The 24082-nt window shown below is 35.7% G+C and carries 25 protein-coding genes and 1 tRNA gene; 18 read left to right on the top strand and 8 right to left on the bottom strand.

Features of this window, described 5'->3' with window-relative positions:
- Window positions 1-65 precede the first annotated feature (65 nt).
- On the bottom strand, window positions 66-1151 hold the full coding sequence (locus tag HS5_RS00600) for an acyl-CoA dehydrogenase family protein (RefSeq protein WP_236752151.1): 1086 nt from the start codon (window positions 1149-1151) through the stop codon (window positions 66-68).
- A 172-nt stretch (window positions 1152-1323) separates the two neighbouring features.
- Here HS5_RS00600 and HS5_RS00595 point away from each other — a divergent pair, with 172 nt between their 5' ends.
- Genes HS5_RS00595 through HS5_RS00580 form a run of 4 tightly spaced genes read left to right on the top strand, consistent with a single transcriptional unit; the run spans window position 1324 to window position 4374 of the window.
- A complete protein-coding gene (locus HS5_RS00595; protein WP_236752150.1) occupies window positions 1324-2049 on the top strand; it encodes an electron transfer flavoprotein subunit beta/FixA family protein in 726 nt (241 codons plus the stop codon).
- Window positions 2046-2891, top strand: coding sequence for an electron transfer flavoprotein subunit alpha/FixB family protein (locus tag HS5_RS00590; protein WP_236752149.1), 846 nt, complete (start codon window positions 2046-2048; stop codon window positions 2889-2891). The genes HS5_RS00595 and HS5_RS00590 overlap by 4 nt, the downstream gene beginning before the upstream one ends.
- The gene (locus HS5_RS00585; RefSeq protein WP_236752148.1) at window positions 2888-4108 is read left to right on the top strand and encodes an FAD-dependent oxidoreductase; all 1221 of its coding nucleotides are present in this window, start codon (window positions 2888-2890) and stop codon (window positions 4106-4108) included. The genes HS5_RS00590 and HS5_RS00585 overlap by 4 nt, the downstream gene beginning before the upstream one ends.
- Window positions 4105-4374 carry a 4Fe-4S dicluster domain-containing protein gene (locus tag HS5_RS00580; protein WP_155861210.1) on the top strand — a complete coding sequence of 90 codons (270 nt, stop codon included), beginning with the start codon at window positions 4105-4107 and terminating at the stop codon, window positions 4372-4374. Before HS5_RS00585 ends, HS5_RS00580 begins: the two co-directional genes overlap by 4 nt.
- A gap of 1 nt (window position 4375) precedes the next feature.
- Here HS5_RS00580 and HS5_RS00575 read toward each other — a convergent pair whose 3' ends face one another.
- Together HS5_RS00575 and HS5_RS00570 are read right to left on the bottom strand one after the other, a co-directional pair.
- The gene (locus tag HS5_RS00575) at window positions 4376-5659 is read right to left on the bottom strand and encodes an ATP-binding protein (protein ID WP_236752147.1); all 1284 of its coding nucleotides are present in this window, start codon (window positions 5657-5659) and stop codon (window positions 4376-4378) included.
- Window positions 5660-5757: 98 nt separating this feature from the next.
- On the bottom strand, window positions 5758-6537 hold the full coding sequence (locus tag HS5_RS00570) for a BtpA/SgcQ family protein (protein ID WP_236752146.1): 780 nt from the start codon (window positions 6535-6537) through the stop codon (window positions 5758-5760).
- 102 nt (window positions 6538-6639) lie between these two features.
- On the opposite strand from HS5_RS00570, the gene HS5_RS00565 reads away from it, so the two are divergent.
- The 6 genes from HS5_RS00565 (at window position 6640) to HS5_RS00540 (ending at window position 11514) form a co-directional block, all read left to right on the top strand.
- Window positions 6640-7761 carry a radical SAM protein gene (locus HS5_RS00565; RefSeq protein ID WP_236752145.1) on the top strand — a complete coding sequence of 374 codons (1122 nt, stop codon included), beginning with the start codon at window positions 6640-6642 and terminating at the stop codon, window positions 7759-7761.
- A complete protein-coding gene (locus tag HS5_RS00560) occupies window positions 7734-8789 on the top strand; it encodes a TIGR04053 family radical SAM/SPASM domain-containing protein (protein ID WP_236752144.1) in 1056 nt (351 codons plus the stop codon). The genes HS5_RS00565 and HS5_RS00560 overlap by 28 nt, the downstream gene beginning before the upstream one ends.
- Window positions 8790-8850: 61 nt before the next feature.
- Entirely contained in the window at window positions 8851-9102 is a 252-nt protein-coding gene (locus tag HS5_RS00555; protein ID WP_236752143.1) for a hypothetical protein, read from the top strand.
- Between the two features lie 38 nt (window positions 9103-9140).
- Window positions 9141-9953: a hypothetical protein gene (locus HS5_RS00550; RefSeq protein ID WP_236752142.1), complete on the top strand. Its 813-nt coding sequence runs from the start codon at window positions 9141-9143 to the stop codon at window positions 9951-9953.
- A 155-nt stretch (window positions 9954-10108) separates the two neighbouring features.
- Entirely contained in the window at window positions 10109-10702 is a 594-nt protein-coding gene (locus HS5_RS00545) for a hypothetical protein (protein WP_236752141.1), read from the top strand.
- A 41-nt stretch (window positions 10703-10743) separates the two neighbouring features.
- Window positions 10744-11514, top strand: coding sequence for a hypothetical protein (locus HS5_RS00540; RefSeq protein WP_236752140.1), 771 nt, complete (start codon window positions 10744-10746; stop codon window positions 11512-11514).
- On the opposite strand, the gene HS5_RS00535 is transcribed toward HS5_RS00540, so the two are convergent.
- The 3 genes from HS5_RS00535 to HS5_RS00525 form a co-directional block, all read right to left on the bottom strand.
- Window positions 11501-13345: an APC family permease gene (locus HS5_RS00535; RefSeq protein WP_236752139.1), complete on the bottom strand. Its 1845-nt coding sequence runs from the start codon at window positions 13343-13345 to the stop codon at window positions 11501-11503. The two genes, HS5_RS00540 and HS5_RS00535, sit on opposite strands and share 14 nt — an antisense overlap.
- Window positions 13346-13475: 130 nt before the next feature.
- Window positions 13476-14231, bottom strand: coding sequence for a sulfite exporter TauE/SafE family protein (locus HS5_RS00530; RefSeq protein ID WP_236752138.1), 756 nt, complete (start codon window positions 14229-14231; stop codon window positions 13476-13478).
- Window positions 14232-14241: 10 nt separating this feature from the next.
- Window positions 14242-14934: a purine-nucleoside phosphorylase gene (locus HS5_RS00525; RefSeq protein WP_236752137.1), complete on the bottom strand. Its 693-nt coding sequence runs from the start codon at window positions 14932-14934 to the stop codon at window positions 14242-14244.
- 189 nt (window positions 14935-15123) lie between these two features.
- On the opposite strand from HS5_RS00525, the gene HS5_RS00520 reads away from it, so the two are divergent.
- Window positions 15124-15519, top strand: coding sequence for a hypothetical protein (locus tag HS5_RS00520; RefSeq protein ID WP_236752136.1), 396 nt, complete (start codon window positions 15124-15126; stop codon window positions 15517-15519).
- A 60-nt stretch (window positions 15520-15579) separates the two neighbouring features.
- Window positions 15580-15654: transfer RNA gene (locus HS5_RS00515), tRNA-Cys, on the top strand.
- A 344-nt stretch (window positions 15655-15998) separates the two neighbouring features.
- Here HS5_RS00515 and HS5_RS00510 read toward each other — a convergent pair.
- Complete coding sequence (locus tag HS5_RS00510) at window positions 15999-17255, bottom strand: GTP-binding protein (RefSeq protein ID WP_236752135.1); 1257 nt, start codon at window positions 17253-17255, stop codon at window positions 15999-16001.
- Window positions 17256-17350: 95 nt separating this feature from the next.
- Here HS5_RS00510 and HS5_RS00505 point away from each other — a divergent pair, with 95 nt between their 5' ends.
- Window positions 17351-18523 (top strand): GTP-binding protein, encoded by a 1173-nt coding sequence (locus HS5_RS00505; RefSeq protein WP_236752134.1) that lies wholly within the window; start codon window positions 17351-17353, stop codon window positions 18521-18523.
- A 33-nt stretch (window positions 18524-18556) separates the two neighbouring features.
- The gene (locus HS5_RS00500) at window positions 18557-19147 is read left to right on the top strand and encodes a hypothetical protein (protein WP_236752133.1); all 591 of its coding nucleotides are present in this window, start codon (window positions 18557-18559) and stop codon (window positions 19145-19147) included.
- Here the strand turns inward: HS5_RS00500 and HS5_RS00495 are convergent.
- A complete protein-coding gene (locus tag HS5_RS00495) occupies window positions 19134-19496 on the bottom strand; it encodes a HEPN domain-containing protein (RefSeq protein ID WP_236752132.1) in 363 nt (120 codons plus the stop codon). The genes HS5_RS00500 and HS5_RS00495 overlap by 14 nt on opposite strands.
- A gap of 108 nt (window positions 19497-19604) precedes the next feature.
- On the opposite strand from HS5_RS00495, the gene HS5_RS00490 reads away from it, so the two are divergent.
- The 4 genes from HS5_RS00490 (at window position 19605) to HS5_RS00475 (ending at window position 24080) form a co-directional block, all read left to right on the top strand.
- Window positions 19605-20573 (top strand): FAD-dependent oxidoreductase, encoded by a 969-nt coding sequence (locus HS5_RS00490; protein ID WP_236752131.1) that lies wholly within the window; start codon window positions 19605-19607, stop codon window positions 20571-20573.
- Window positions 20574-20735: 162 nt separating this feature from the next.
- Complete coding sequence (locus tag HS5_RS00485; RefSeq protein ID WP_236752130.1) at window positions 20736-21533, top strand: hypothetical protein; 798 nt, start codon at window positions 20736-20738, stop codon at window positions 21531-21533.
- Window positions 21530-23110: an ABC transporter ATP-binding protein gene (locus HS5_RS00480; RefSeq protein WP_236752129.1), complete on the top strand. Its 1581-nt coding sequence runs from the start codon at window positions 21530-21532 to the stop codon at window positions 23108-23110. The genes HS5_RS00485 and HS5_RS00480 overlap by 4 nt, the downstream gene beginning before the upstream one ends.
- Window positions 23085-24080 carry an energy-coupling factor transporter transmembrane protein EcfT gene (locus HS5_RS00475; protein ID WP_236752128.1) on the top strand — a complete coding sequence of 332 codons (996 nt, stop codon included), beginning with the start codon at window positions 23085-23087 and terminating at the stop codon, window positions 24078-24080. The genes HS5_RS00480 and HS5_RS00475 overlap by 26 nt, the downstream gene beginning before the upstream one ends.
- Window positions 24081-24082: the final 2 nt, after the last annotated feature.

The raw sequence follows: 24082 nt of genomic DNA, 5'->3' as shown, positions 1-24082 counted from the left end.
TCTTCCCTTATTTAATCCACTAGTGGATTTAACTAGGTGAAAAATGACGAGAGAAAAATAGGGACTTAGCTTACAAGAATGCCTCCTAATACTTTCTTAGATAACTCTAATGTCTGGAAGTGCAACATTGGTGCCCTTGCATCTCTATAGTATTTCTCTATTTTCAAGGCATTACTGAAGCCGTGACCTCCGGTTATTCTTAAAGCCTTGTCTATTACATCTAAAGCATTCTCAGTATTGAATATCCTAGCCTTAAGCACTGCAGGCATGGGGTTTTGAGAGTTAAGCTGATCTGCTGCATAATAAAGTAATTGTCTCATTGCCTCTATTTTGGCTGACATTTCCGCTAAATAAACCTGGACTCCTTCAAATGACGAGAGAGTATTTTGCCCTAACTTCCTGCTCTTGACGTGATTTAATGCCTCCTCAAAGGCTCCCTCAGCTAAACCTAAGGATATTGCGGATACTCCCAGCATTCCTATTCTTCCTAAAACTCCTAGGAATTTGACGAAGTCGTCAACAACTAAATTGTCCCTACTTACCTCAACATTCTCTAAAACAAGTTCTCCCCAAGATACTCCCTTCATTCCTAAAGAAACGAATTTTTGTCCCACTTTAGTCTGTCCTTTTTCTACTAGGATTACTCCAGGCTTTTGTTGGCCGGAAATCTTTGTAATTATCATAAAGAGGTCTAATTCACCTACTCCAGTGATGAAACTCTTGTTTCCGTTAATTACGTACTTATCTCCTTTCAATTCAGCAGTTGTATTAAGTACTGCATTTATTGCACCGCCCACTGACTCAGTTCCTGCTGCACCCATAAGCAGCTTACCGTTAACCAGATCATTCATGTACTTATCCTTTAATGCTTTACTCGCAAACGTATTGAAGGCAAAAGTTGATGCTACGTGAGTTACGTAAATCCATGCAGTAGAAGGTGAAGCTTTTGCTATGTTCTTAACCACATCATTGAAAACTCTTGCCGGTAATCCCATACCGTAAGGTTTAGGTATTAGAATTCCCATGAAGCCCTGCTGTGATAGGAGTTCCAAGTTTTTCCTAGGGAAATTTCCTTGTTCTTCGCTTGTAGAATCAAGTTGTTTTCCTATTTCACTTGAGGATTGAACAATTAACTCTGTTTCTTCGCTCATAATAGAAAGTGATGAGGAATAATTTAAATAATTTACCAATATAATTCTTGTTTTAATTAAGTTGAGAAAGTATAGCCCTAATTTGATATTTATTTCATTTTTAAAGAATTAATTATATAAAGATCAGGAAACGGAAGTTAAACGTTTAAACGAGTTTTACTATTTATAGGGTATGAATATCGTAGCGTTATTTAAAATAGTTCCAGACGATACTTTAATAAAAATAAGCGGAAATTCCATTGACCTTAATGTTCCTTACAAGATAAGCACTTACGATAAGAACGCTATTGAAGAGGCAATTAGAATAAAGGAAAAATATGGTGGGAAAGCTTACGGGATTACTGCTGGAATTGTTGATAGGAAGACAATAAGGGAAGCTTTAGCAATGGGGCTTGACGAGGTCATTTCAATAGATATGAAGGAAATGGACGTAATGACTACTGCTGAGGCAATCGTTGAGGAAGTAAACCAGATTAAACCGGACTTAATCGTTGCAGGAGAAAGTACTACAGACAGTAGTGGGAGCGTCCTTCCTTCCTATTTGGCTGCAATGCTCAATTATCCTATTATAACTTATGCAAAGTCAATAGCAATAGAAGGGGATAAAGTAAGGGTTGAGAAGAACTTGAGTACATTAAGCGAGATAGTTGAAACCCAAATGCCAGTAGTAATTTCTGTAGTTGGAGAAATAAATACTCCAAGAATTCCAACAGTCAAGCAGATATTGGAATCGTCAAAAAAGCCAGTAAAATCCTTAAGCTTTAATAAAACTCCAAACGTAAAGGTTATTAGCGTTTCTCCTTACGTGATTCAAAGGAAGAAGATAATCATTGAGGGCAAAATGGATGAGGCAGTTGATAAGTTATTATCCTACTTAAGGGGTGACGGTATATTATGATGGTAGTAATATATTCTGAGGACCCAGAAATTATAAAAGTTGGGACAAGTTACTTCCCTAATGAACATACCATAGGAATAACAACAAAGGAAGTAAAATACACAGATGAACTTTACGTCATTGATAAAATTGACGAGGAATTCATAAGCAACTTCATAGCCTCATTAAAACCAGATGTTGTAATAGTGGGAAACTCTAAGAGAGATAAGACAGTTGCAGGTTACGTTGCAGGTCTCCTAAAGGTTCCTATTATTCCCGAAGTCATAGACATTGAAGGAAATAAGGCAAAAAGGGTAGTTTACAGCGGTATGGGAATTGCTGAAATAGAATTCTCTTACCCTGCGGTAGTTATTATAGAGAGGAAAGAAGTGCAAGTTAACGAGAAGAATACAAAGATTAACAAAGTGGAAGTAAAGGAAGAGAGAGTTAAGCTCGTTGAAGAGAAAAGCAAAGGAGAACAAGGAGTTAATCTATCAACTGCGGAAATAATAGTATCGGTTGGGAGAGGAATAGGATCTAAAGATAACGTAAAATATGCTGAAGAACTTGCAAATGCATTAGGTGCAGCATTGGGAGGAAGCAGACCGGTAACTGCAGAACTAGGTTGGTTACCGGAAGATAGACAGATAGGCCTTTCAGGGAATAAAGTAAAACCTAAGCTTTACATAGCCTTAGGAATTTCAGGCCAACCGCAACACTTGGCAGGAATAAAGGATGCAAAGATTATAGTTGCAGTTAATAAGGATAAAAACGCACCAATAGTCGAAAACGCTGATTATACTATAGTAGGTGATGCAATAGAGTTCTGCAAAGTAATGACTGAAAAGGTGAAAAACAAGTGAGCTTTGACGCTGATGTAATTATTGTAGGAGGAGGACTTTCCGGTCTTTCCGCAGGAATAACTGCCGTGAGAGAAGGGTTAAACGTAATCCTCTTGGAGAGAGGAGATTACAGTGGGGCAAAGAACGTTTCAGGAGGAAGAATGTACATACATGCTTTGAAAAAGCTTATTCCAGACGCGCTTGAAAAAGCACCTTTAGAGAGGCCTATAACTAAGGAAACTTTTGAAATCTTTTGCGGAAATAGGAAAATAACTTTCTCGTTTGAGGAAAAAGATAAGAAAAATAGCTTTTCGGTATTGAGGGCTAAGTTTGATAGATGGTTGGCTTCTGAGGCTGAAAATTTAGGTTTATTAATTTCCTATTCAACGCTAGTGCTCAATGCTTATAGAGAAGGCGGAGGAATAACTTTAGAGACAAACAGAGGGACTTTAAAAGCCCCACTAATTATTGACGCTTCAGGAGTCACTTCGGTAGTCTTCAGAATGCTTGGACTAAGGAAATTTACTCCAGATAAATGGATGTTGGGAGTAAAAGAGATAATAAAGGCTGACGTTAATTTACCGGAAAATGAAGGAGAAGTTAGGACAATAGTGGGGGAAATAAAAGGAGTTAAAGGTGGAGGCTTTGTTTATACTAATAAGGATACATTATCTGTAGGTATGGCAGTAACTTTTGATTCCCTTCCTAAATCTGAATTCCCAGCAAAGGATCTAGTTGAAGCGTTTAAGGAAAGGATAGAAATTGAAGGAGAAATACTGGAATATTCTGCTCACGCTATTCCTTACTACGGTTTTAAGAACTTGCCACCGTTATACGATAAAAATCTAATTGCGGCAGGAGACTCTGCAGGTTTTCTAATTAATGACGGTTTCACAATAAGGGGAATGGATTTAGCAATAGGCTCTGGAATGATTGCAGGACTTGCATCAAAAAAGATTGTAGAGAGTAGGAATTTCTCAAACACTGAGATTTACTATGAAATGCTTAAGGATAGTTTCGTGCTTAAGCATTTGGAATTAGCTTATAATCGTTTTGAGCTGATTAATTCTCCTTCAACATTTTCAACTTATCCAGAGATTTTATGTAACGTATTATCTGACATGTTTACAGTTGAGGAGAATAGAGATACGCTAATTAATGACGTAATATATAGATTAAAAGAAAAAGGAATCCCACTAAGCCAGGTGGTGAGGGATTTATGGAAGGCAGTAAAATAGTTCCTCTTTTGAAGAGGCTAGGATTAAATACTTATAATGTAGATAAAAAGCCCCATATAGAAGTTAATACTGACATTTGCATTAACTGTAAGGATAAGCCGTGTACGTTATCATGTCCAGCAGGAACTTATGAGGCTTTGCCAGACGGAAGAATTGCTGTACATTATGAAAGATGCTTAGAATGTGGTGGTGCATTAGTTATTTGTCCGTTCGGGGCTATCAAATTTAGGTTTCCAGAAGGAGGAATATCTTACAGGTATGGATAATTCATATTTTTATTAATAGCTCATGTCCGCAGCTTAACTCTACTGAGTTGTACTTCAATTTTGCTAGATCGTTTAATAATAATTTCCCACCATCGCCTTTAGGGCACGAAAGTTCAGTAAAAGTTGGTTGAAATAAAGAAAAGTAAGCTGGATCTCTTATGGAGTACTTGCCGTTATTCTTTTCTATAACTCCTAGGGACTCTAATGTCTTAGCAATTTTTTGACAACTTTCTATCTTTAGATTAATATTTTTTGAAATTTCGTAACAAGTTAATTCTCCTTTCTGTAATAAAATTTTTACTATATTAACATAGGCCTCGCTTTTCCTTACTCTCCTTATGGACGTTAACCCTTTCTTAGCCTCTGAGCCCATATTTTCATATGACTTGAGCAAAGACTCTTGTAAGTCCCTAGTTTTTACATAATATTTTCCAAAGTAATTTAACCAAGCTGGATTGCCAAACGTGTTATATACTCCACTCTTTATAACGTACTCATCTACATTGACAGAATAAAATTTTAAGCCTAACCTTAAGTATTCTTCTGCCTTATTAATGGGAAAATTATCTAACCAAATTCCATTAATTTCTCTCCCGTGAAAGACGTCTTTATATTCCGTAGAAAAATAGTTCTTTAAATAAGTTACAGAACCAGTTACTACTATTTTCACTTTTTTGTAAAGCTTATCGTATGCATATTTTAAATCTTCAATAAAACTTTCCTTATCCTTCCAACGATTAATTATCTGAAACTCATCAAAAATCACTAAAACGTTAAAATTATAAAGAAAGTCTAAAAGAGACCTAAAATTTAACGGTATGAAAACTTTTCCCTCATTTTTTCCTATTCCTCCTCCTAATAATGGAGTATTCAGATTAAATTGGTAACCTTTATAGGAGCTTAATAACTCCTTAACAGAGTTAATCAGCTTTTTAACTTCATCAGTTATCGTAGAATTATTCAATAAAGCCCATGAGTAATTGCTTATTATTGAATTAATTATAGTATTAACTAATTCTTCTGTACTATTAACGCCTTCCAGGCTAATAATTATTGGGTAATAAAAAGAAGGAACTCCGTATCTTTCAGCCAAGGTCTTTACTGAAGTAATCTTAGCTAAACTTAAAGCTAAGCTACTTTTGCCTGTTCTTCTTAAACCTTCTATAAGTAAAAATCCTTCGTTTAGAAGGTAATTTAATCCTTCCTTAATTTCAGTCTCCCTATTGAAAAGAAGGCTCGGATCACTTCTTTCCTTATCTGTGAAAAAATCAATTGTAATTGTCATATTACATCATCCCTAAAATTTCACGTTCTTAAGTTGACTAGTTAACTTTAGCTTATAAAGCTTTACGTTGCGATGTATTTTTATTGTGTAAATTAAAATTACTTTTGCCTACATTCCTTTACTAAATATTCATAAGCTTCCTTCTTGCTAGGGCCTCCAATAACTCCTCCTTCCTTAAAGTCTTTTTCTCCTATTATTAAACCGTCTGCTAACTTACAGAAATCTCTAAAGTTTTCTAAGGAAATCCCGCTACCCATGATAACCGGTAGATTAACAGCTTCTTTGACTTTCTTTACGTTCTCAATTGAAGGCGGAATTGAACTCCTAGTGCCGGATACTATTACAGCGTCAGCACCTCCCCTCTCTGCCAAATCTTGGGCAGCTAGTTCTATTGGCAAATTATATAAAGGATACGCATGCTTAACGTGAATGTCCGCAAATATCATTACTTTGGAATTTAAGAACCTCTTCAGCCTTAGAAGCTCTGCCGCTCTACCTTCTATTATTCCTTGATCTGTAACGTAAGCACCTATAAGTACATTACACCTTATGAACTGTGAGCCAGTAACATGGGCAATAGAAAACGCGTCAATACAGCCATTCCTAAGAACGTTTACTCCAACCATATCAAAATAGAAGTTCTTCCTAACTTCCCTAACAATGATGCTCATTGAGGCTGTAGTAATTGGTGGAATATTGTCCTTGAAGAAGGGATAATCTCCTAAGTTCTCAACTATTACTCCGTCAACTCCTGCCTCTTGGAGTTTTTGAGCTTCAGCTACAGCATAATTAACTATCTCATCTAAGCTCATTTTATTATTAGGAGACCCAGGAAGAGGAGGCAAATGAATCATACCTATAATGAGGGGCTTTTTCATAAACTAATTTTGACCGGGTCGATCTTATCTTTAACTGAGTAAACGAGAAAATTAATAATCTTACTTTGTTAGATTTAAATGTTAAAAATACAAGATGTCCCCATGATACCAATAAGCGTAATGGTTTCAGATACTGGAACTGTTTCCTTTAAGATTAAAGGACATTACGGTAAGGATTCACCAAGCAAGTTTAGTGACGTATTTAGACCTATAGTAACTTGGAATTTAACTTACAAATGTAATTTACGTTGCCTTCATTGTTACATTAATGCTGCACCTAATGCCCTGGATGGACTAAGTACTGAGGAAGCGCTGAACCTAGTTGACCAAATGGAGGAAATAGGCATACCTATGATAATAATGAGTGGAGGAGAACCCTTAATGAGGAGGGACTTCTTCACCATTGCTTCTTACGCATCAAATAAGGGAATTAAGCTTTCATTATCCACTAACGGGACATTAATAAACGAGAACATAGCAAAGAAGTTAAAAGAACTAGGCTTCGTTTATGTTGGAATAAGCTTAGATAGTTATTCTCCGGAATTTCACGATAAATTTAGAGGAGTCCAAGGTGCTTTTAACCTGGCTATAAGAGGAATAAAGAATGCATTAAATTCAGGATTAAATGTAGGATTAAGGTTTACTTTAACTAAGGAAAACATACTGGACATAGATAATTACATGGAACTTGCTCTAAAGCTGGGAGTTTCAAGAATAACATTTTACCACCTTTCAGCAAGCGGGAGGGGCAAAGATCTAAAGGATTGGATGTACACTCCAGAGGAATATAAGATCTTCATAGATAAGATACTTGAGTATGCAAGAAAATTAAAAGGAAAAATAGAGATAGAAACCACTTTAGGTACTTTCGATGGAATTTACATTGCCAAGTATTTAAATGATGAGAAACTGCTTGATTTCGTTAAAACTACCGGAGGTTGCGGTAGGAAAATGATATCAATTTATCCCAACGGTGACGTATTCCCTTGCCAATTCATTGATTTCGTTAAACTCGGTAACGTTAAAGAAAAACCACTAAAGGAAATCTTAAAGAGCATTCCGGACGTCTTCGTTAATACAGAGAAGTACTTGAAAGGTGAAAAGTGCGGAACTTGTAAGTATAAAGAATACTGTAAAGGAGGAGATAGGAGTAGAGCGCATTACTGGGACGGAAGCATTTACGGAGATGATCCATTATGTCCTTTGAGAGAGCTCCACATTTAATCTTCTGGGAAGTAACTAAAGCTTGTCCTTTAGCTTGCAAACATTGTAGGGCTAACGCAATACAGAATCCCTTGCCGGGAGAATTAACTACAGAAGAAGGAAAGAGATTGTTAGAAGAAATAGCGACTTTCGGTAAGGTAGTTGTAGTATTTACCGGAGGAGACCCGCTGAGCAGAAAAGATATCTTTGAATTAATGGAATACGCAAAACAGCTAGGGCTAGTGACGTCAATAGCGCCTGCCCCTTCGCATAGGTTAAATGCAGATACGATAAGGAAAATTAAAGAAGCAGGAGTAACTTACATGTCAGTAAGCCTTGATGGTGCTAAGCCAGAAACTCACGACTGGTTGAGAGGTTTAACTAGTTATAAATACGCAATAAATGGTATAAAGGAAGGATTAAGACAAGGTCTACAAGTTCAAGTAAACACGGTAGTCTGGAAGGGAAGTTACCCGGAGTTACCTCAAATTGCAAAACTCCTCCATGACCTGGGAGTAAAAGTATGGGAAGTATTCTTCCTTATTCCCGTTGGCAGAGGAACTGCTGAGATGGATATTCCAAAGGAAGATTACAAGAAAGTTGTTAATTTCCTGCTGGAAGTTAGCAAGTATAACATTGTTGTTAGAACTGTTGAAGGACCGTTCTTTAGGAGGGCAAAGTTAGAATATCCCAAGGGGTTTGAAGAAAATGAGCTTATTGAAGAGTTGATGAGGTTATTAGGAAAGCCTCTTAAGGATAAAGTTGACAAAGCTGTAATGCCTACTAGGGATGGTTCTGGTGTTATATTTATATCTTACGATGGAGAAATTTATCCAAGCGGATTTCTACCTCTATCCTTAGGTAATGTTAAAAGAGATGATATAGTTAAAGTCTACAGAGAGTCCCAGCTTCTGAAACTTATAAAGGAAGGAAAATTAAAAGGAAAGTGTGGAGCCTGTAGCTACGTAAACGTCTGCGGAGGTAGCAGAGCTAGGGCTTACGCAGTTTATGAAGATCCTTTAGCAGAAGATCCCGCGTGCCCATATTAGCAGAACTTTAAGGGTATTACGTCTATAAAAGTTTATATAAAATTTTATGACAAATTATCATATGGAGGAAGTAGATTTCCAAAAGATGGTTGAAAGTCCATCTTCACTGGGATTACAAATGAAGATAAGAAGAGCAATAACTTGGTCTGAGAAGGAGAGGATTAAGTCTCAGATTCACATGCTCACAGTGCGAGGTAGCGGAAATAAAATAAAGTTCATGCCAGGTAGTGAAGGGGAATTCTTGATTTACGACGGAAACTTCCTATATATATACTATCCTGAGGAAAAGAGCGTGATTAAGTTCGTTATTTAGCTGATAAGCTTTATTTTTTCTTGGCGTAATGTTCTTTTGTGAGAACAGAAGTAATTATTTACGCTGTTATAGTTTCAGTCTTTGTTATTTCTCTTTTATTTTACCCGGTCTTTGAAGTCAATAGTTCAATATACTCGCAAGAATTAAGCTTCTTAGGGTTTAACATAAGGTTTTATAATTATTCATCAACTGTATTTCTGCCGTTACCTATTGCTGGAGTTATTTATGCTCTTTTATCCTTAGCAGTACCGCTTATATGGAGGAAAAGTAGGTATTCCCTTTATTTATCAACGGTTCTCATTTTACTTTCAATATCAATGTTTATTTCTTCTTACGTTTATGATGAAAGGTACTTGTTCTATTACGACTACTCCGTACTCCCTACCTATAACGGAGCATTTTTAATCTATTTCCCTAGAGTGTTCTCTTTCAATTTGCCATTCTATATTTTGGTAGCGTCTGCAATAATAAGTTCCTTAAATTCAATAACAAGAGCTAGGTGGATGCCAATATATAAGCCAACGCTCATAGAGAAAGTATTAAACGATTTGAGACAAAATGAAATAGAAGGGGGGTTAGCAAGACTTTTCACACAACTAAATGTTCCTTATGCTTTAGAGGAAGGAGGCATATCTGTCCCTCATATAAAGATACTTAAAGAGAATAGGAAAATAAAGGAAGCTTTCTTCCCTAGAAGGTCTAACACTGCAGTTATATTCATACAAGGAGATAAAGCCTATAAAATAGACGACGGAGAAATAAATGAAATGAACTTAATAGAAACGATAAAGTTTATTTTGGAAAAAATCAAAATTAATGAAATAAAGAAAGAAAAAGAAGAATACTTATAAAAATTAAGTTAATTTAGTATAGTTATATTAAATTAATATAAAATGATCACTCATATAAAATCAAAAGTATAGACTAAAAACTTATCTAGGATATAATTCTCTCTATTACTAGAAAATTTTATATAGACTAAAAAGAAGATAAAGGATGAATTAATATGACGAAATTAAACAAGAAAGTATTATTGACTTTGATATTTTTAAGTGCTTTAATCCCGGTAGTTGCTGCAGATGTAATATACTACTACTCTGGGTCAATAACTGTTAAAACAACTGCTATGCCAATAAAACTTGAGGTAGGATCTAATGGATGTGTAACAGGCTATATATCAACTACTGTATGTAATGATGGAAAAGGGTGCAGTTTCGGCTACTCTTTCTCTTCAACGATTTATATAACAAATTCAACTTACGACTATTACTATCATTTCCTAAAAATTAAAGCATGCAAAACAGGAAACGTATTCGTGACAAACGTTAATATAGGTACTACGACTAAAATTGAAAATGCGTGGTTAGTATTACAATCTGGAAACACAATATTGAAAGAATTCCAGATAATAAGTGATGGAGCAGCCTATCACTGTACAGCTGTTTGCTCACTAGCTGCAGGAAATACTTACTGTGTTTCACTATTAATACAGCCGACTAACCCATTACCTAATTCAGGCTGCAATATAGGTACTATTCATGTATACTTAGGATACGACGTAGTAACCAACGGACCTGCAATATGCCTTCCCCCCACTTAATAACGTAGGCCCTATACCTCTACCTCCATTACCGTGAGAAAATGGATCAAGAAAAAATATTTTTTATACTTACTTTCTTTCTAATAATTTCATCCTTAGTTCTGATAATTTATTCTGTACACGTGATAAGAATTTCACATGAAGCGTTAACTCCTCCTTCTGCTAGGGTAGTTTCAGTATATTTATGCAATGGGAAAGTAACAATTACTTTACTCTTTAACAATACAACTCCTTATTCTATCAGCATAAAAGGAGGGAACATACGCATAGTACAGACTAATCAGACAATCCCTGTAAAACCTTTTACTCTGTACAAGATAAAGGATGTAAACGTATCTGCTCCTCTTTTACCCTGTTACGTTTCCTACTCTACTCTAGGAATAAAAGGATTGATTTGTGGTAACGTATCAGAGAACAAGGTTTACATTACCTTCTATTGTGTAGCCAGCATAAAAATAGTAACTTACGTTAAAGTAGTTCACGTAAGCTACTTTAACGGTACTGCAAACGTTACTTTTTCAGTATTTACACCACTAAATTCTACAGTTAACTTCATAAGATGTATACAGTTGGCTAACGATAACCTCTCGAGGTTTGTAGCGGAGAATTTTGGAGAAATTCACTTAAACTACTCATTACCTTACGGGTTACACAACTTTACTATAACAATACATTTCCCCACAGTATTTTACAACACGTTGGAAAAAGGTTATACTTACACTTTCTTCACATACGTGAACTTGACCTGTCATTACTTGTACAAGAACGTTACTAAGTGCCTTCAAGTTTACTATATCTTTACTGTGAAGTAGACACACTGCTTTTTAGCTCTCCTAAAGCCTTAGTTTTTATCCCACTTTTTACTGCTATAAAATGAAAGATCAACGTAACTATTCCTATAACTATAGTATCTTCAGGGAAAGGTATAAGATCTGCAGGACCGAAGCCTCCTAAGTAAGATAGCACAAGCATTGTGAAAATGAATGATATTAACCAAATCCCTGCTTTAATTTCTTCTTTTCCTTCTTCTGAGGAGTGTAAATAAACTACAGTTACATTACTAAAGACAATTGCCACCATTGAAATTAAGTATACTGCAAATGCAACAGTGTTGTTCACGGTAAGGTAACTACTCTGTATTAAGTAGTAATAAGAAGCTAAAGGTATCAGAATGAGGTCAGCAATACCTAAAGTTAGCGTTACACTTTTCTTTACCTCAAGGATTTTGTGGGCATAATAACTGAAGAATAATGGTAATCCTATAAATATTGCAGTTACTACATAGAAAAGTATAGTGAAACCGGACCAGTAAACTAAAAGACCAGCTGAGAGAGTTGCTAAAGGAGCTAATATTTTACCGGCAGGTGCAACGTAAGGTCTGCACAAATCTGGAGCTAACCTCCTTAAGGTCGCCATGCCTATTCCTCCCATCATGTAAGTGAATACTGAAGCTGAGGAAAGTATTGAAGTCAATGTTACCCATGCTGGGAAAGGTAAAAGGAATATCGAGCCTATTATTAAAGTAAGTATGAGAGAAAATATTGGAACTCTAGTTTTTCCTATCCTCAAAAAGACCTCCGGCAAGTAACCGTTAGCTGAGAATGCGTAAATTGTTCTAGACGCTGTTCCCATGTATATCCACCCAGTACCGCTAGGAGAAACTACTGCATCTAAAAGCAAGATTATGGACCATGCATAGAATATTAAGAACACAAGACCGAAAACCTTGGACTCCCTAAATAAGCAGAAGAAAGGTCCATTTGGGAGAGGTGTTGAAGCTAAAGCCTTCCAGTCTCCTGTAGAAACTCCTAGTGCAGACCAGTTTAATCCTCCTATAAATACTACCTGCAAAAGTACGTAAATGACTATGCCTACAGAGAGAGAGCCTATAACTGCGAAAGGTAGGTTCTTCTTCGGATTTTTAGCTTCTCCAGAATAATCTATAGGTTGCCTAAAACCTAGGTAAGAAAAGAGTATCCCAGCGTTGGGAATTGCAAAAAGTACTGCGGAAAATCCTCCGTAGCCGTGACAAGTATAAGATGAGGAAGGCATGAAATCCACTGTAAAGTTTGATGGATGGAAATATAAGACTAGAAGGATAACGATAGTCGCAGAAGGAATTAACAACTTCCACCACCCAACTCCGTGAGATACTCTACCAAGGAATTTTACTCCAAAGTAGTTTATGAAGAAGAAAGCTACTAGGAACACGTAGTCTATTCCTATTCCTAAAGGAGTTAAAACACCTTTACAAGCTAATGAAGGAATGAGAGAAGACAAGTAAGTCACCGAAGCAGTTGCCTCAGCTGCTGCAGAAATTGATGTGGAAATTAAATAAGCCCAGGTCATGATAAAACCTACTAACCCTCCATGAGTATAATGAGGATATCTGGCTATTCCTCCGGACTTAGGTATTGCTGAACTTATTTCAGCATAAGCTAACGCAATAAACGCAATAAGTATACCACCAATTATCCAAGATAAGATTGATGCACCTCCTGCATCTTCTGTGGCATATAATGTTGCAAATAGCCAACCAGAACCTATAATTCCTCCTAAGCCAATATAAAAAAGCTCCATTTTGTTTAAAGATTTACTCAATTTTTGATCAGATTCCGCACCAAAGTCTTTAGCCTTCGCCATGATATATAAAAAGTTTAAATGATTTAAAAAATCGTCTATATCTTAATGCATTACTAGATTACTATATATTATTCCAGAAAGTCAGAATATCTTATGAAAAGTAAAATATAGAGTATAAACTGAACAAAAATTAAATGACCTTAAATAATTCACTTATTGACGTTATAACGAAAACACTACCCAGGAAAATGTAGATGTATGAAGGCTTCATCTTATTTGCTAATTTAGCAAAATAATAACCAGAAATCAGTGCTGTTACACCTATTATCACAGAGGCTATTATATCCGACCTTCCTGATATTGCATAAGCAGTTGCACCGCTTATTGCTGAAAATAACATTGCTAAAGTTGCAGTGCCTATCATCCTCTTTACGTCTATTGAAAAGAGTAACATCATCACTGCAATGAACATTATTCCTCCGCTAGCTCCCATAGTTCCAGTAACAATCCCTATTAAGAATGCAAGTGAAGGTGCTACAACGTAAGATGCTGTCTTTAAATTAAGCCTCTTTATATTCAGCTTAGGATTTCTCGACCTCTTAAAGGAAACGTAAGCCATATATGCAGTGAATATAACAAAGACTGATTCAAGTGCTTCATCAGGGACAACAAAAGCTATTGCTGAACCAACTTGAGCACCTACTACAGCTCCAAGACCTAAAATAATGGAAATTTTAGAATCAACATTACCGTGCCTAAAGTAAACGAAAATTACTGAAAGCGTAGTTATAACGTCAACTAGCAAACTACTTCCTATTGCATCTTGAAATGATAAACCTAAATATGAAAGAGCAGGAACTACTATTAAAACTCCACTAGAACCGGTAATTCCGGTCAAAGCTCCAACGGCAATGCCTATAATTATAAGAAGCCAGATAGGGATCATGGTTAAAAAATTATAGGCTTTCTAATAACGCTTCCGCTATAACTTTCTCTGTCTTATTTATATCTTCGGACCTCATGCTATCTCCGTTAGCACTCCTGTAAATCAGATGTACTGAAACTGCTTTGAACCCTAGAAGGTTTGCTAAGAAGTATAGTCCGGCACCTTCTAATTCAACTGCTATATGGTTTCTAGCTGATAATTTTTCCAGAAATTCCTTACTATGAGTAAAGAGAGCATCGCTAGTAAATACGTTACCTACTCTTACGTTGAGGTTCTTCGCTTTTAAGTTATTTACAACCTTGTTCAGTAGTTCGTAGTCTGGAGTTAGTGCATAAGAAGTAAATTCTCCGTTCAGATATTGATAGAATGTTCCTCCTAAATTATAGGAATATCCTATTGGTACGACTACTTCTCCAGGCTTAACATCTTTTAATCCCGTAGCTGAACCAAACCTTATAATCTCTTTTACTCCTAAGTTAACTAGATCGTGAGTTACTAAAGTTAATGAAGGTATTCCTATACCGTGAAATACTACGCTTAATTTTTCTCCCTTATATTTCCCTACGTAAGTGTAGTATCCAGCAAATTCACTTACTAACTTGGAGTCTTCCAGTAAACTGCTTACTGTCTTCATTCTTTGAAGGTTACCTACAATTATTGCCTTTTCTCCTAGATCTCCCGTTTTCGCGGTTATGAGAGCCATAAAAAGAGGTGGGTAACAAAGTTATATATAAGTAACTTGAGCTATGTAACGGCATTAATCTTTTTATTAAAAAGGGGTATACTAACTTATAAAAAGAAATAGGAAATTTTAGGCAGAAAATTTTTATGTAATAAGTTCTATATTCAGTAAATCGGCAAGATTTATATTTTTAGAAATATACTTTTAATTATGAATACTGCAAATACTCTGTTCAAGTACTCTTTCGTTGATTTGATTACCCTTGTATCAACATTCAGTCTAGGTTTTGCTAAGTCATTTATTAATTTTGGAATGTTAGCTGAAAGTTTACTTTATCTTCACATTTCATTAGCAGTAATTTCGTTTTCTCTAGCAGTAGTTTTAGTTAAGTTATCTTTCAGTACAGGATTAGAGTTCCCTAAAGTAGCTTCGCTGATAAGCTTCTCCTCTATAGTTTTAGCTGGGAGTTCAGGAATAACCTTCCTTTTAACAAATGATGATTTGTTCAGCCATATAATGCTAGGTGCTTTTGAAATAGCTCTAATTTCTACTTCATTATTAATAGGATATCTAACTTGCTTTTTCAGGCTGTGTAAGAGATACTAAGTTAGTGTCAGCTGAAAATTTTTTAAAGGTAATGTGTTATCATTTATTTACTTGGAGAATGCCCCCGTAGGCCAGCAAGGTTAGACCACCGGCCTGCAGAGCCGGAAGTCGCAGGTTCGAGTCCTGCCGGGGGCTTACATTACCCCTTTTGATAAAATGATGTGAAAATGCAACTATGTTATAGTTAAGTTGTATTGGGCATTAAGTGTAAAGAGTTAATGCGAAAACCTAGATGACTAGATTCAAATAGTGAAGAATGCGTAAAGAGGCACGCGGTTTTACTTACACAAGTAGAAGCTAATAAAAGTACGCTAAACCGTTATCTAAAATGGAAGATACAAACGATTCCCAACGAAGCTGTTTTAATCTAATAGCTTCTTATCAAGATTAATGAGTAAAGCATACTACTATTGAGCTTAAAAACTTTCAATAAAAATTGCCAATAGAAAAAGTATGCCTAGAAAGATCTTTTAAACTACTTATAAAACAAATGCTCCCCAGATCTTATTATTCTCCTCGTAGGTTATTCCAGTGTTTTTAATCTCGCCAAAGACTGAAATTTTATCTATCCTATCTTCTATCCTAACTTTTAGCCTCAACTTTTTACTCTCCTCGGATATTACGTCTTCTACTTTTAACGCAGTCCTATAACCATTTATGGTAGTGTAAAACTTTGTACCTTTCTGTATCTTAGAAGGAGGATTATAGTATTGTTCATCCTTTAACTCGAAGTCCTCTTGAATTCTCTTTATGGTATCCCTTAGGTCTAGGAGAGTTATTTCACCGTTATTGAAGTATTCAAAATTCCCTAGCACTTCTCCGCCTTTAAAATTCAACGGGAAGTTATCCCTCTCAAACCTAATTGCGATATAAGAAGCAGGGTCTGCAGCGTAAATCTTCTGTCCGAATTCTTCTAACTGTACAACCTTCTGTTCACCGTAAGGAGTATTTAGTACATCATTCTTCTGTATTTTCCCAGACATTACTCTGCCAGCAAGAACCTTAATATTTTCGGTAGGATTCATTATATCCCTTGCGTGGAAGACAGTCTTAGACGAATTTATCTTCGTTTGGACAGTTTCTTCTAGATTCTTAATTAAATCCTCATATTGTCCTTCAGCTTCTATGTCATTTATCCCTTTAGTTACAATAGAAGAAGTGTAATAATGGAATTTAGCGTCACTCATTCCTAAAATTTTGCCTATTCTCTCTAAATCACTCTTTACTTGATTTATGTACTTATCGAAGTCCTTCTCCATATCTATTTTAGTAATAATAATGTGAAACTCTGGAGTCTTTCCGAAGGCTTTCCTTACTAGGTAAGTCGTAATAAGGTGGGTTAACATAGTGTTCTTAAGATAAGCTTTCTCCTTTATTTCATCAATAGGAATTGCAAAAAGCGTTGTGTCACTTTCTACCGTGGAGAGGTGAGCCTGGTAAGTGTACCTATTGTGACCTCCTATATCTATAGCTATTAATTGAAGATCTCCTATGGTTATGTTAACTGCATGAGATTTGGAGGTCATCTGCCTTATTGTTTCGTCACTAGTTATCTGAATTAAGTTCGCTAAATACTCTTGAATAGGGACTTTATACTGCTTATTATATATTTGGAATAACCTGGTCTTTTGCGCAATATAGTCTTTATTTGATGAGAATTTCCAAAGTAAATATCCAAGAAGAGTTGACTTTCCTGAGTTAACGCTCCCCTCAATATTGATGATAATCTTCTTCATAAAAAAATGAATGGAACATAATAATATAAATGTATTCCGTGAGCAAGGGTTAAAAAGATAGTAATTAATATTAAGGAGGCACTAGAGTATTCGTTATGTATTTAATTTCATTGCTAGGCAACGGGGACACGGGCAAGACGACATCATTCGCAAAATTCCTGCTAAAAAACAATTACTTCCTAGATCATCAAGAAGAAGCCGTTAAAAACGCAAAATTCGACGCAGAAATAAACGGCAAACCCGAGGATTATTACCAATTCTTACTCTACGTCTCTCCTCAAGAGAAAATAGAGGAGAGGACCATTTACACTGCACAAAAAATTATGGCTTACCACGAAGGAAAATTCCTTCCTTTTAGGACAATCTCCTACCTAAAATTCACAGGAGAAAAATACGAGAGAGTAATAATAGAGTCTCCATACAAAGACGGCTTTGCAAAAGGTTACGTCACATTCTCACTACAAGATATTGGAGGACAATTCGATCTATTTGATAAACAAATTAACGGATTAAGACTCTCAGACTCAGTAATTTACTTCGCAGACGATAAAACCACAGAAAAAGACGTTGAAAACCACGCTAAAATGATCTCAGCCTTTAACCTACCAACATTCGTAGTTGTAAATAAAGAAGACATACTAAAAGAAAAAGCAACAGATAAACTCAATATGATATTAACAACGTTTAAAGAACACAAGGTTAATGTAGTAGATAAAATAATAACTTCAGCCCTCTACAAGGAAGATGAGATTGTAAAATTCTTTGAAAACAGTATAAAATGGACCGTAAATAATGAAATAAGAATTTACGGTAAAAATATATTCGGAGTAATAAGAAACGTAAATAGGAGCATAGCCACAGTAAGGGCTTACTCTTCCTTATCTTTGCCTAAAAACTCCCAACAATACCTTTACACACAAAGAAAAAAGAGGTTTTATCCAAATAAGGTGAAAACTATAGAATATGCATTGAAGGAAACAAGGATGGTTCATAAAGGAGAACTTATAGGTATAGCTTTCTCAGAGAATCCTTTGCCTTCTACAATATTTAAAGAGGAAGAACACGTGAGAAATCCTATAACTAATATACACTTGGAAAGACCTCTTCAGGAAGGAGAAATACTCTTCTCATCCTTAGTTCACTCAATAAAAGGAGAAAAGTACGGAAACTTGATCCTCAACGAGGGAATAGGAGTTAACGAGCTCTTTGTAGTAGACACTGTAAACCAGAAGATTAAGGAAATTTACGACTTAACGGAATTCTTCTAAAATTTTTAAGGATTTAAATAAAGATGATTAATTATGAAAGTTTTGATAACTTATGGCAAAGATTTTCCCGCAATAAAGTTTGATAAGAAGGTTACAATCAAAGCAGGGGAAGAGTACAGAGCATTCGACTTCTCCATTATCAAGGACTTCGACCAAGTTTACACATACGTTGATAGCCTCGCTTATGCTTTCGCAACTTCCCTACTCTACTCAAAAGACTACTTCATAGTAAAAAACCCATACACAATGCCAACAAAAATACCTAGAGTAGAAGTAAAGGAAATTAAGGATGAACTGGAGACTACAAAGGAAAAATCTGTAATCATAGCAGGAAAAGATCTGATAAAGTCAGTGGTTGAAATTTACGGTGGGAGAAAAATAGATGAAAAAGAACCTGAAATGAGCCTTTTGAAGATGAAGAAATATGAAGGTTATGCAATAATATTTACTCCAACGACTCCATCAATAATTTTAGACACTTTGAACGTTGCTGACAAGTATAACGTAGAAGTATTTCTAGTAGCCCCAGTTATCGACACTACTAAGGAGGGAAGGATAACATGTTATTTAATGGATAAGGAAATCAATAATATAAATATGATAAAATTCCTCAAATTATATTAAGCTTATTTAGAAGTTCCTCAACAGCTTTATGCAGCTCTTCGATTTCCTCCTTGTTTATCTCAACAGGAGTAAAGTAACAGTCATTAATTCTAATTGTGTCTAGAAGTTTAGGAAATTCCTTATTAACTTCTATTTTTAACTTCTTCTGTAAAAGCCTAAATAATCCAGAAAAATCTAGATACCAAGGGATTTCAACTCCTGAATCTAAAAGCTTTGCCACCAACACAAGGTAAACTGCCCTAGAAAAAAGTATTGCTGAAACGTCATAATATCCTCCTTTCATGTTATAAATTGCCGCATCTAGAAAATTTTTAGCTCTAGAGTACAAATTAGCTGTAAATTCTTGCATAAAGTAAAAATAGAACTAAGATATTTATTTATTTCTAGTTTTCAATCTTTAACACGAGATATATATTCGAAAAACTTGATTTAAAAACTTGAAATGCAATATAAACATATGATAGTTGTAATTTTAGGTGGAGGATTTGCAGGATTATCTGCATTAAAAACTCACGACGCAGTGCTAGTGGATAATAAGGATTACTTTATATTAGCACATAAGCTAGTTGACGTAGTAAGAACCGGAGACCCAAGCATAGCTAAGATACCATACCATAAAGTGTTTAAAGCGGCTGTCAAATCCATAGATTTCAGAAGAAAGATAGTAATAACTAGTGAAGGAGAAATTCCTTATGACAAGTTAATAATATCCTTAGGGTATTCTCAGAAATTCATTGAAGGTACTGAAAAGTTCGAAAACATTGATGACGCCTTAAGAATTAGGGAAAAGCTGCTCAAGGCTAAGACAGTAGTTATAATTGGAGGAGGAAATCTAGGAGTTGAACTATCTTCTCTAGCTAGGGAAATGGGAAAAGAAGTTTACTTAATTGAAGGACAGAAGAGGCTGTTGAACTTCATGTCCTGGGAATCATCAGCTTATGCTGAAAAGAAGCTAAAAGAAATGGGAGTTAACTTGTTACTAAACACTAAAGTTGAGAAAATAGAAGACAGTACTGTTTATACAGAAGATCAGAAAATAAAAGGTGATCTAATAGTCTCCTCAATAGGATTTAAAGGACCTTCATTGTTAAAGGAGCTAGGTTTATCCACAATAAACGATAGAATGGTTGTTGATGATTACCTAAGTTCTGTTGACCAAGAGGACGTTTACGGTGCTGGAGACTGTTCTACTACTAAAAAGTTCGTACCAATGTCTGCACAAGTTGCAGTACAGGCTGGAAGAAATGCAATGCTAAATGCATTAGGTTTTGAAAGAAAGTTTTCCTACCGCCAATACGCAATTATTGTTAGGGTCGGAGAAGAATATTTCGGCGATCTACTAGGTAAATTCGTAAAAGGAAAGGTTGCAGAATTAGCAGAGAATCTGGGAATATATAGAGCAAGAAAATTATTATCAATTCAATGAAACATCTCATAAATGCTATCCTTAAAAGTTTTCAGATATTCACTCCTTATTTTAGTATTACATTAAAAAGATGTATTATCTAAACTATATAGATCTATATTTTTTACTTTAACTATAAAAGAAATCCTTTTTAATCATTATTCAAAGTACATTCGAGTAAACATGGGTTTTAACGGTATTGCTGGAGCAGTAAATGAACCAGGCCAAATACCCTGGGAATTAGTTGCATTATATTTTATTGTTGCATTAGCAATTGCTTTTCTTTTAGGTAAAAGAACTGGAGGGCTAAAGGCTTTCAATACACTAGATTTAATATATATAGGAATAGGTTCAGCATTTGCAGTAGCTTGGGAGTTCTACATTGCCGGCTTTCTAGATAGGTTCATTCCGTCAAGTCCTTTTATCAGCGTAAGTTTCTGGGGGAGGATTATTATAGTATTCATAGTTGCAGCACTAGTAAGAAAAGTAGGTGTAGGAATGTTAACTCTTTTTATATTTGACGTACTCGGAGATCTCTTTCACTACGGCTTCGGAGGAGAACCAATGTATTTCATATATGAAACATTTACTTACGGTCTCTTTGTAGATTTAATGATAGCTGCTACTGGCGGAAGAATATTCGCATTACCAAATTTTGCTTCTATGACCCATGCAAAAACTCCTTCTCCTCAAATTCAAGCAACTCAGATAAGTGACGACGAAGATGTCCCTGCTAAGTCTACTGCAATCAGTACAGCAACTTTCATAGTGGGTGCGATAGAAGGAGCAATTATAGGATTACTTTGGGCTTTTCCAGATCCAGTGTTTTACGATGGATTCTTAAGACCATTTATTGAAGCTAAGGTAGCTAACTGGGGTTACATATACTATCACATCTACGCATACATGCCCGGAGACGCTGTTGCTGGAATAATTGGCGCAATTATAGCAATAATAGTAGCAAGGGCGGTAGGGTCATGAAATTTGTTGAAATTAAGAATTTCCAAATTACATACCTAGGGAGAAGTAAGCCATCCTTAGTCATTGATAACTTTGAAATAGAGGATGGAGAGTCAGTTCTGATAGTTGGTAAGTCTGGCTCGGGGAAATCAACTCTAGTAAATGCTATAAATGGAGTTATTCCTAATATGATAAATGCGCAAGAACTTGGAGAAATTTTAGTTTACGGTAAAGACCCAAGAACACAACCTATTTTTGAAACTGCAAAAGTAGTAGGAACCCTACTACAGGATCCTGAAAGTCAAATTTTTAATTATACCGTAATTGATGAAATTGCTTTTGGACCAGAAAATTTCATGTTACCAAAGGATGAAATAATACAGAGGGTAAACGAATCAGCGAAGCTTACTGGAATACCTCATTTACTACATCGAGATACAAGCACACTCTCTGGGGGAGAAATGCAGAGAGTAGCTTTAGCATCAATATTGGCAATGAGACCTAAAGCTTTGATACTTGATGAACCCACTTCAAATATAGACCCTAAAGGTACTGCAGAGATTTTTTCATTAATAAGAAACTTTAGGCAAGAGAAAAGGAGTTTAATAATAGTTGAGCACAAGCTCGAGAGAGTTCTGCCTTATGTTGATAGAGTAGTCCTAGTAGATAAGGGAAGAATTATTCTTGACGTACCGAAAGAAGAACTCATTGAAAGCGCTGACTTGCTTGCAGGAGCTGGAGTAGAAATTCCAGATTATTACCTTTATTTAAAGAAAATAGGCATAAAAGACATAAACAGAGAAGCATTGAAGGGATACAAATATATGCCTCCTCCTAGGAGGAACGGCGAAAAAGAAATACTTTATGCTAAAGTTAAAGTTTCAACTAAACAAGGTAAAGCACTTGTAGATACTGAAATTTCCGTAAAGCAAGGCGAAATCTTAGCCTTAATGGGAAATAACGGTGCAGGGAAATCTACTTTGCTTAAAGCAATAATGGGAATTCTAGATAGAAAATTAAAGGCAGAAGTTAAACTAGCCGTAGGAGGTAAAGATTTAAGCAAAAAAGGACTTGCTGAAAGAGGAACTTACATAGGTTATTTACCTCAGAACTTTGATATAATGTTCGTCAAGAGGAAAGTTGAGGACGAAGTAGCTTTTGCTATGAAAAATAGGAAAGCCTACTCTAAAGAGAAGCTTGAGAGTATTTTACAGATGTTCTCCTTGTATAAAATTAGGTACGATGATCCACTTTTGTTATCAATGGGACAAAGGAGGAGGGTAGCAATGGCTTCTATCCTAGCATCTGGAGCTAAAATCCTTTTGATGGATGAACCGACTAGCGGTCAAGATTGGTACCACAGAGAAATGTTGGGAAGGGAAGTCCAAGAACTGAGGGAAAAAGGTTATACTTTCCTCATTGTAACTCATGACTCAAGGTTTGTCGATAAGTTCTGTGATAGAGTTGTAGTAATGAAAGACGGTAAAATAGTCTTTAACGGAAGCCCAGAAGAGGCATTTTCAAGAGAAGATTTGGGAATTTATCCCCCAACAGAATACGTGGTGACCAAACTTGGTACTTTGGAGTTCACTTTATGAAGAACCTTTTACTCAAACTGTAATAAGTTGGTTCTTATTCTTTTACGGCGTAGCATTACCCATAGGTTTGCTCCTTACAGTGTTAGGACTAAAAGGTTTAATGGAGATAACTAGATACGAGGGCGGTAAAACATTCCTTTACAAACTTAATCCATTGACGAAAGTTGCTTTCGGAATAGTAGTAATGTCTGTAGCCGCAGTAACAATATGGTGGATAGGCGCAATATTAACTTTTGCAATAATGTTCTTATACCTCACATTAAACGACGGTAAAAAGAAATTCGGTTATATAAGCTTATTAATATTCATAACAATTATAGGTTCAACCTGGGGAATTGCTCCTTATACGCCTAATTCCATCCTGCAAATGGTGTTCCATTGTCCTGTGTCTAGTTATACTGTAGTTTGGGTTTGGCCTTCATATTTTGTAAACATTATGGGTTATGAACCTACACTAACAGTACAGGCATTAATATATGGCATTCAAATATCATTCAGAATAACCGCAGTTCTAGTCTCATCTTTACTCCTTATACTCACTACAACCACTTCTGACATCTTCAGAATGTTCTCTAAAATGAAAGTACCGTTGGCAATAACTTTCTCCTTGTTAGTAGGAGTAAAAACAGTGCCAAAGATTTTTGAAATTCTGGACACTTCAGTAAAGATGCAGTTTATAAGAGGTTTAGGTTACGGGAAACCTAAAATGTTATATCCATTCTATTTCTTTTACGCAGGGCTAATGGCTATAATACCTTCTATGGTCTATTTACTTAGAGGTGCAAAGAACCTTGCAATTTCAGTAGATACTAGAGGCTTTAGAGCTTACAATAATAGGACTATGCTTGTAAACTTGCCTTTAACTAAGTATGATTATGTTATGTTCGGAGTAATGGCAGTACTGATTGTACTAGCGGTCTTAGCTAATATTTATGGCTTCGGAAGAAGTATCCCATACGTAGGGTATTGAAA

Origin of the sequence: Acidianus sp. HS-5 (genome assembly GCF_021655615.1) — an archaeon.
Lineage (GTDB): Archaea > Thermoproteota > Thermoprotei_A > Sulfolobales > Sulfolobaceae > Acidianus.
Note: the sequence above shows the minus strand (reverse complement) of the source record. Positions and strands in the feature narration are given on the sequence as shown.

Bases quoted from the DNA above. Each gene is read 5' to 3' on its own strand.
- HS5_RS00490 (WP_236752131.1), top strand. From the start codon at position 19,605: ATGATAGTTGTAATTTTAGGTGGAGGATTTGCAGGATTATCTGCATTA.
- HS5_RS00545 (WP_236752141.1), top strand. From the start codon at position 10,109: ATGACGAAATTAAACAAGAAAGTATTATTGACTTTGATATTTTTAAGT.
- HS5_RS00505 (WP_236752134.1), top strand. From the start codon at position 17,351: ATGTATTTAATTTCATTGCTAGGCAACGGGGACACGGGCAAGACGACA.
- HS5_RS00535 (WP_236752139.1), bottom strand. From the start codon at position 13,345: ATGGCGAAGGCTAAAGACTTTGGTGCGGAATCTGATCAAAAATTGAGT.
- HS5_RS00495 (WP_236752132.1), bottom strand. From the start codon at position 19,496: ATGCAAGAATTTACAGCTAATTTGTACTCTAGAGCTAAAAATTTTCTA.
- HS5_RS00510 (WP_236752135.1), bottom strand. From the start codon at position 17,255: ATGAAGAAGATTATCATCAATATTGAGGGGAGCGTTAACTCAGGAAAG.
- HS5_RS00575 (WP_236752147.1), bottom strand. From the start codon at position 5,659: ATGACAATTACAATTGATTTTTTCACAGATAAGGAAAGAAGTGATCCG.
- HS5_RS00485 (WP_236752130.1), top strand. From the start codon at position 20,736: ATGGGTTTTAACGGTATTGCTGGAGCAGTAAATGAACCAGGCCAAATA.
- HS5_RS00540 (WP_236752140.1), top strand. From the start codon at position 10,744: ATGGATCAAGAAAAAATATTTTTTATACTTACTTTCTTTCTAATAATT.
- HS5_RS00500 (WP_236752133.1), top strand. From the start codon at position 18,557: ATGAAAGTTTTGATAACTTATGGCAAAGATTTTCCCGCAATAAAGTTT.
- HS5_RS00595 (WP_236752150.1), top strand. From the start codon at position 1,324: ATGAATATCGTAGCGTTATTTAAAATAGTTCCAGACGATACTTTAATA.
- HS5_RS00530 (WP_236752138.1), bottom strand. From the start codon at position 14,231: ATGATCCCTATCTGGCTTCTTATAATTATAGGCATTGCCGTTGGAGCT.
- HS5_RS00590 (WP_236752149.1), top strand. From the start codon at position 2,046: ATGATGGTAGTAATATATTCTGAGGACCCAGAAATTATAAAAGTTGGG.
- HS5_RS00560 (WP_236752144.1), top strand. From the start codon at position 7,734: ATGTCCTTTGAGAGAGCTCCACATTTAATCTTCTGGGAAGTAACTAAA.
- HS5_RS00520 (WP_236752136.1), top strand. From the start codon at position 15,124: ATGAATACTGCAAATACTCTGTTCAAGTACTCTTTCGTTGATTTGATT.
- HS5_RS00525 (WP_236752137.1), bottom strand. From the start codon at position 14,934: ATGGCTCTCATAACCGCGAAAACGGGAGATCTAGGAGAAAAGGCAATA.
- HS5_RS00480 (WP_236752129.1), top strand. From the start codon at position 21,530: ATGAAATTTGTTGAAATTAAGAATTTCCAAATTACATACCTAGGGAGA.
- HS5_RS00565 (WP_236752145.1), top strand. From the start codon at position 6,640: ATGATACCAATAAGCGTAATGGTTTCAGATACTGGAACTGTTTCCTTT.
- HS5_RS00570 (WP_236752146.1), bottom strand. From the start codon at position 6,537: ATGAAAAAGCCCCTCATTATAGGTATGATTCATTTGCCTCCTCTTCCT.
- HS5_RS00600 (WP_236752151.1), bottom strand. From the start codon at position 1,151: ATGAGCGAAGAAACAGAGTTAATTGTTCAATCCTCAAGTGAAATAGGA.
- HS5_RS00555 (WP_236752143.1), top strand. From the start codon at position 8,851: ATGGAGGAAGTAGATTTCCAAAAGATGGTTGAAAGTCCATCTTCACTG.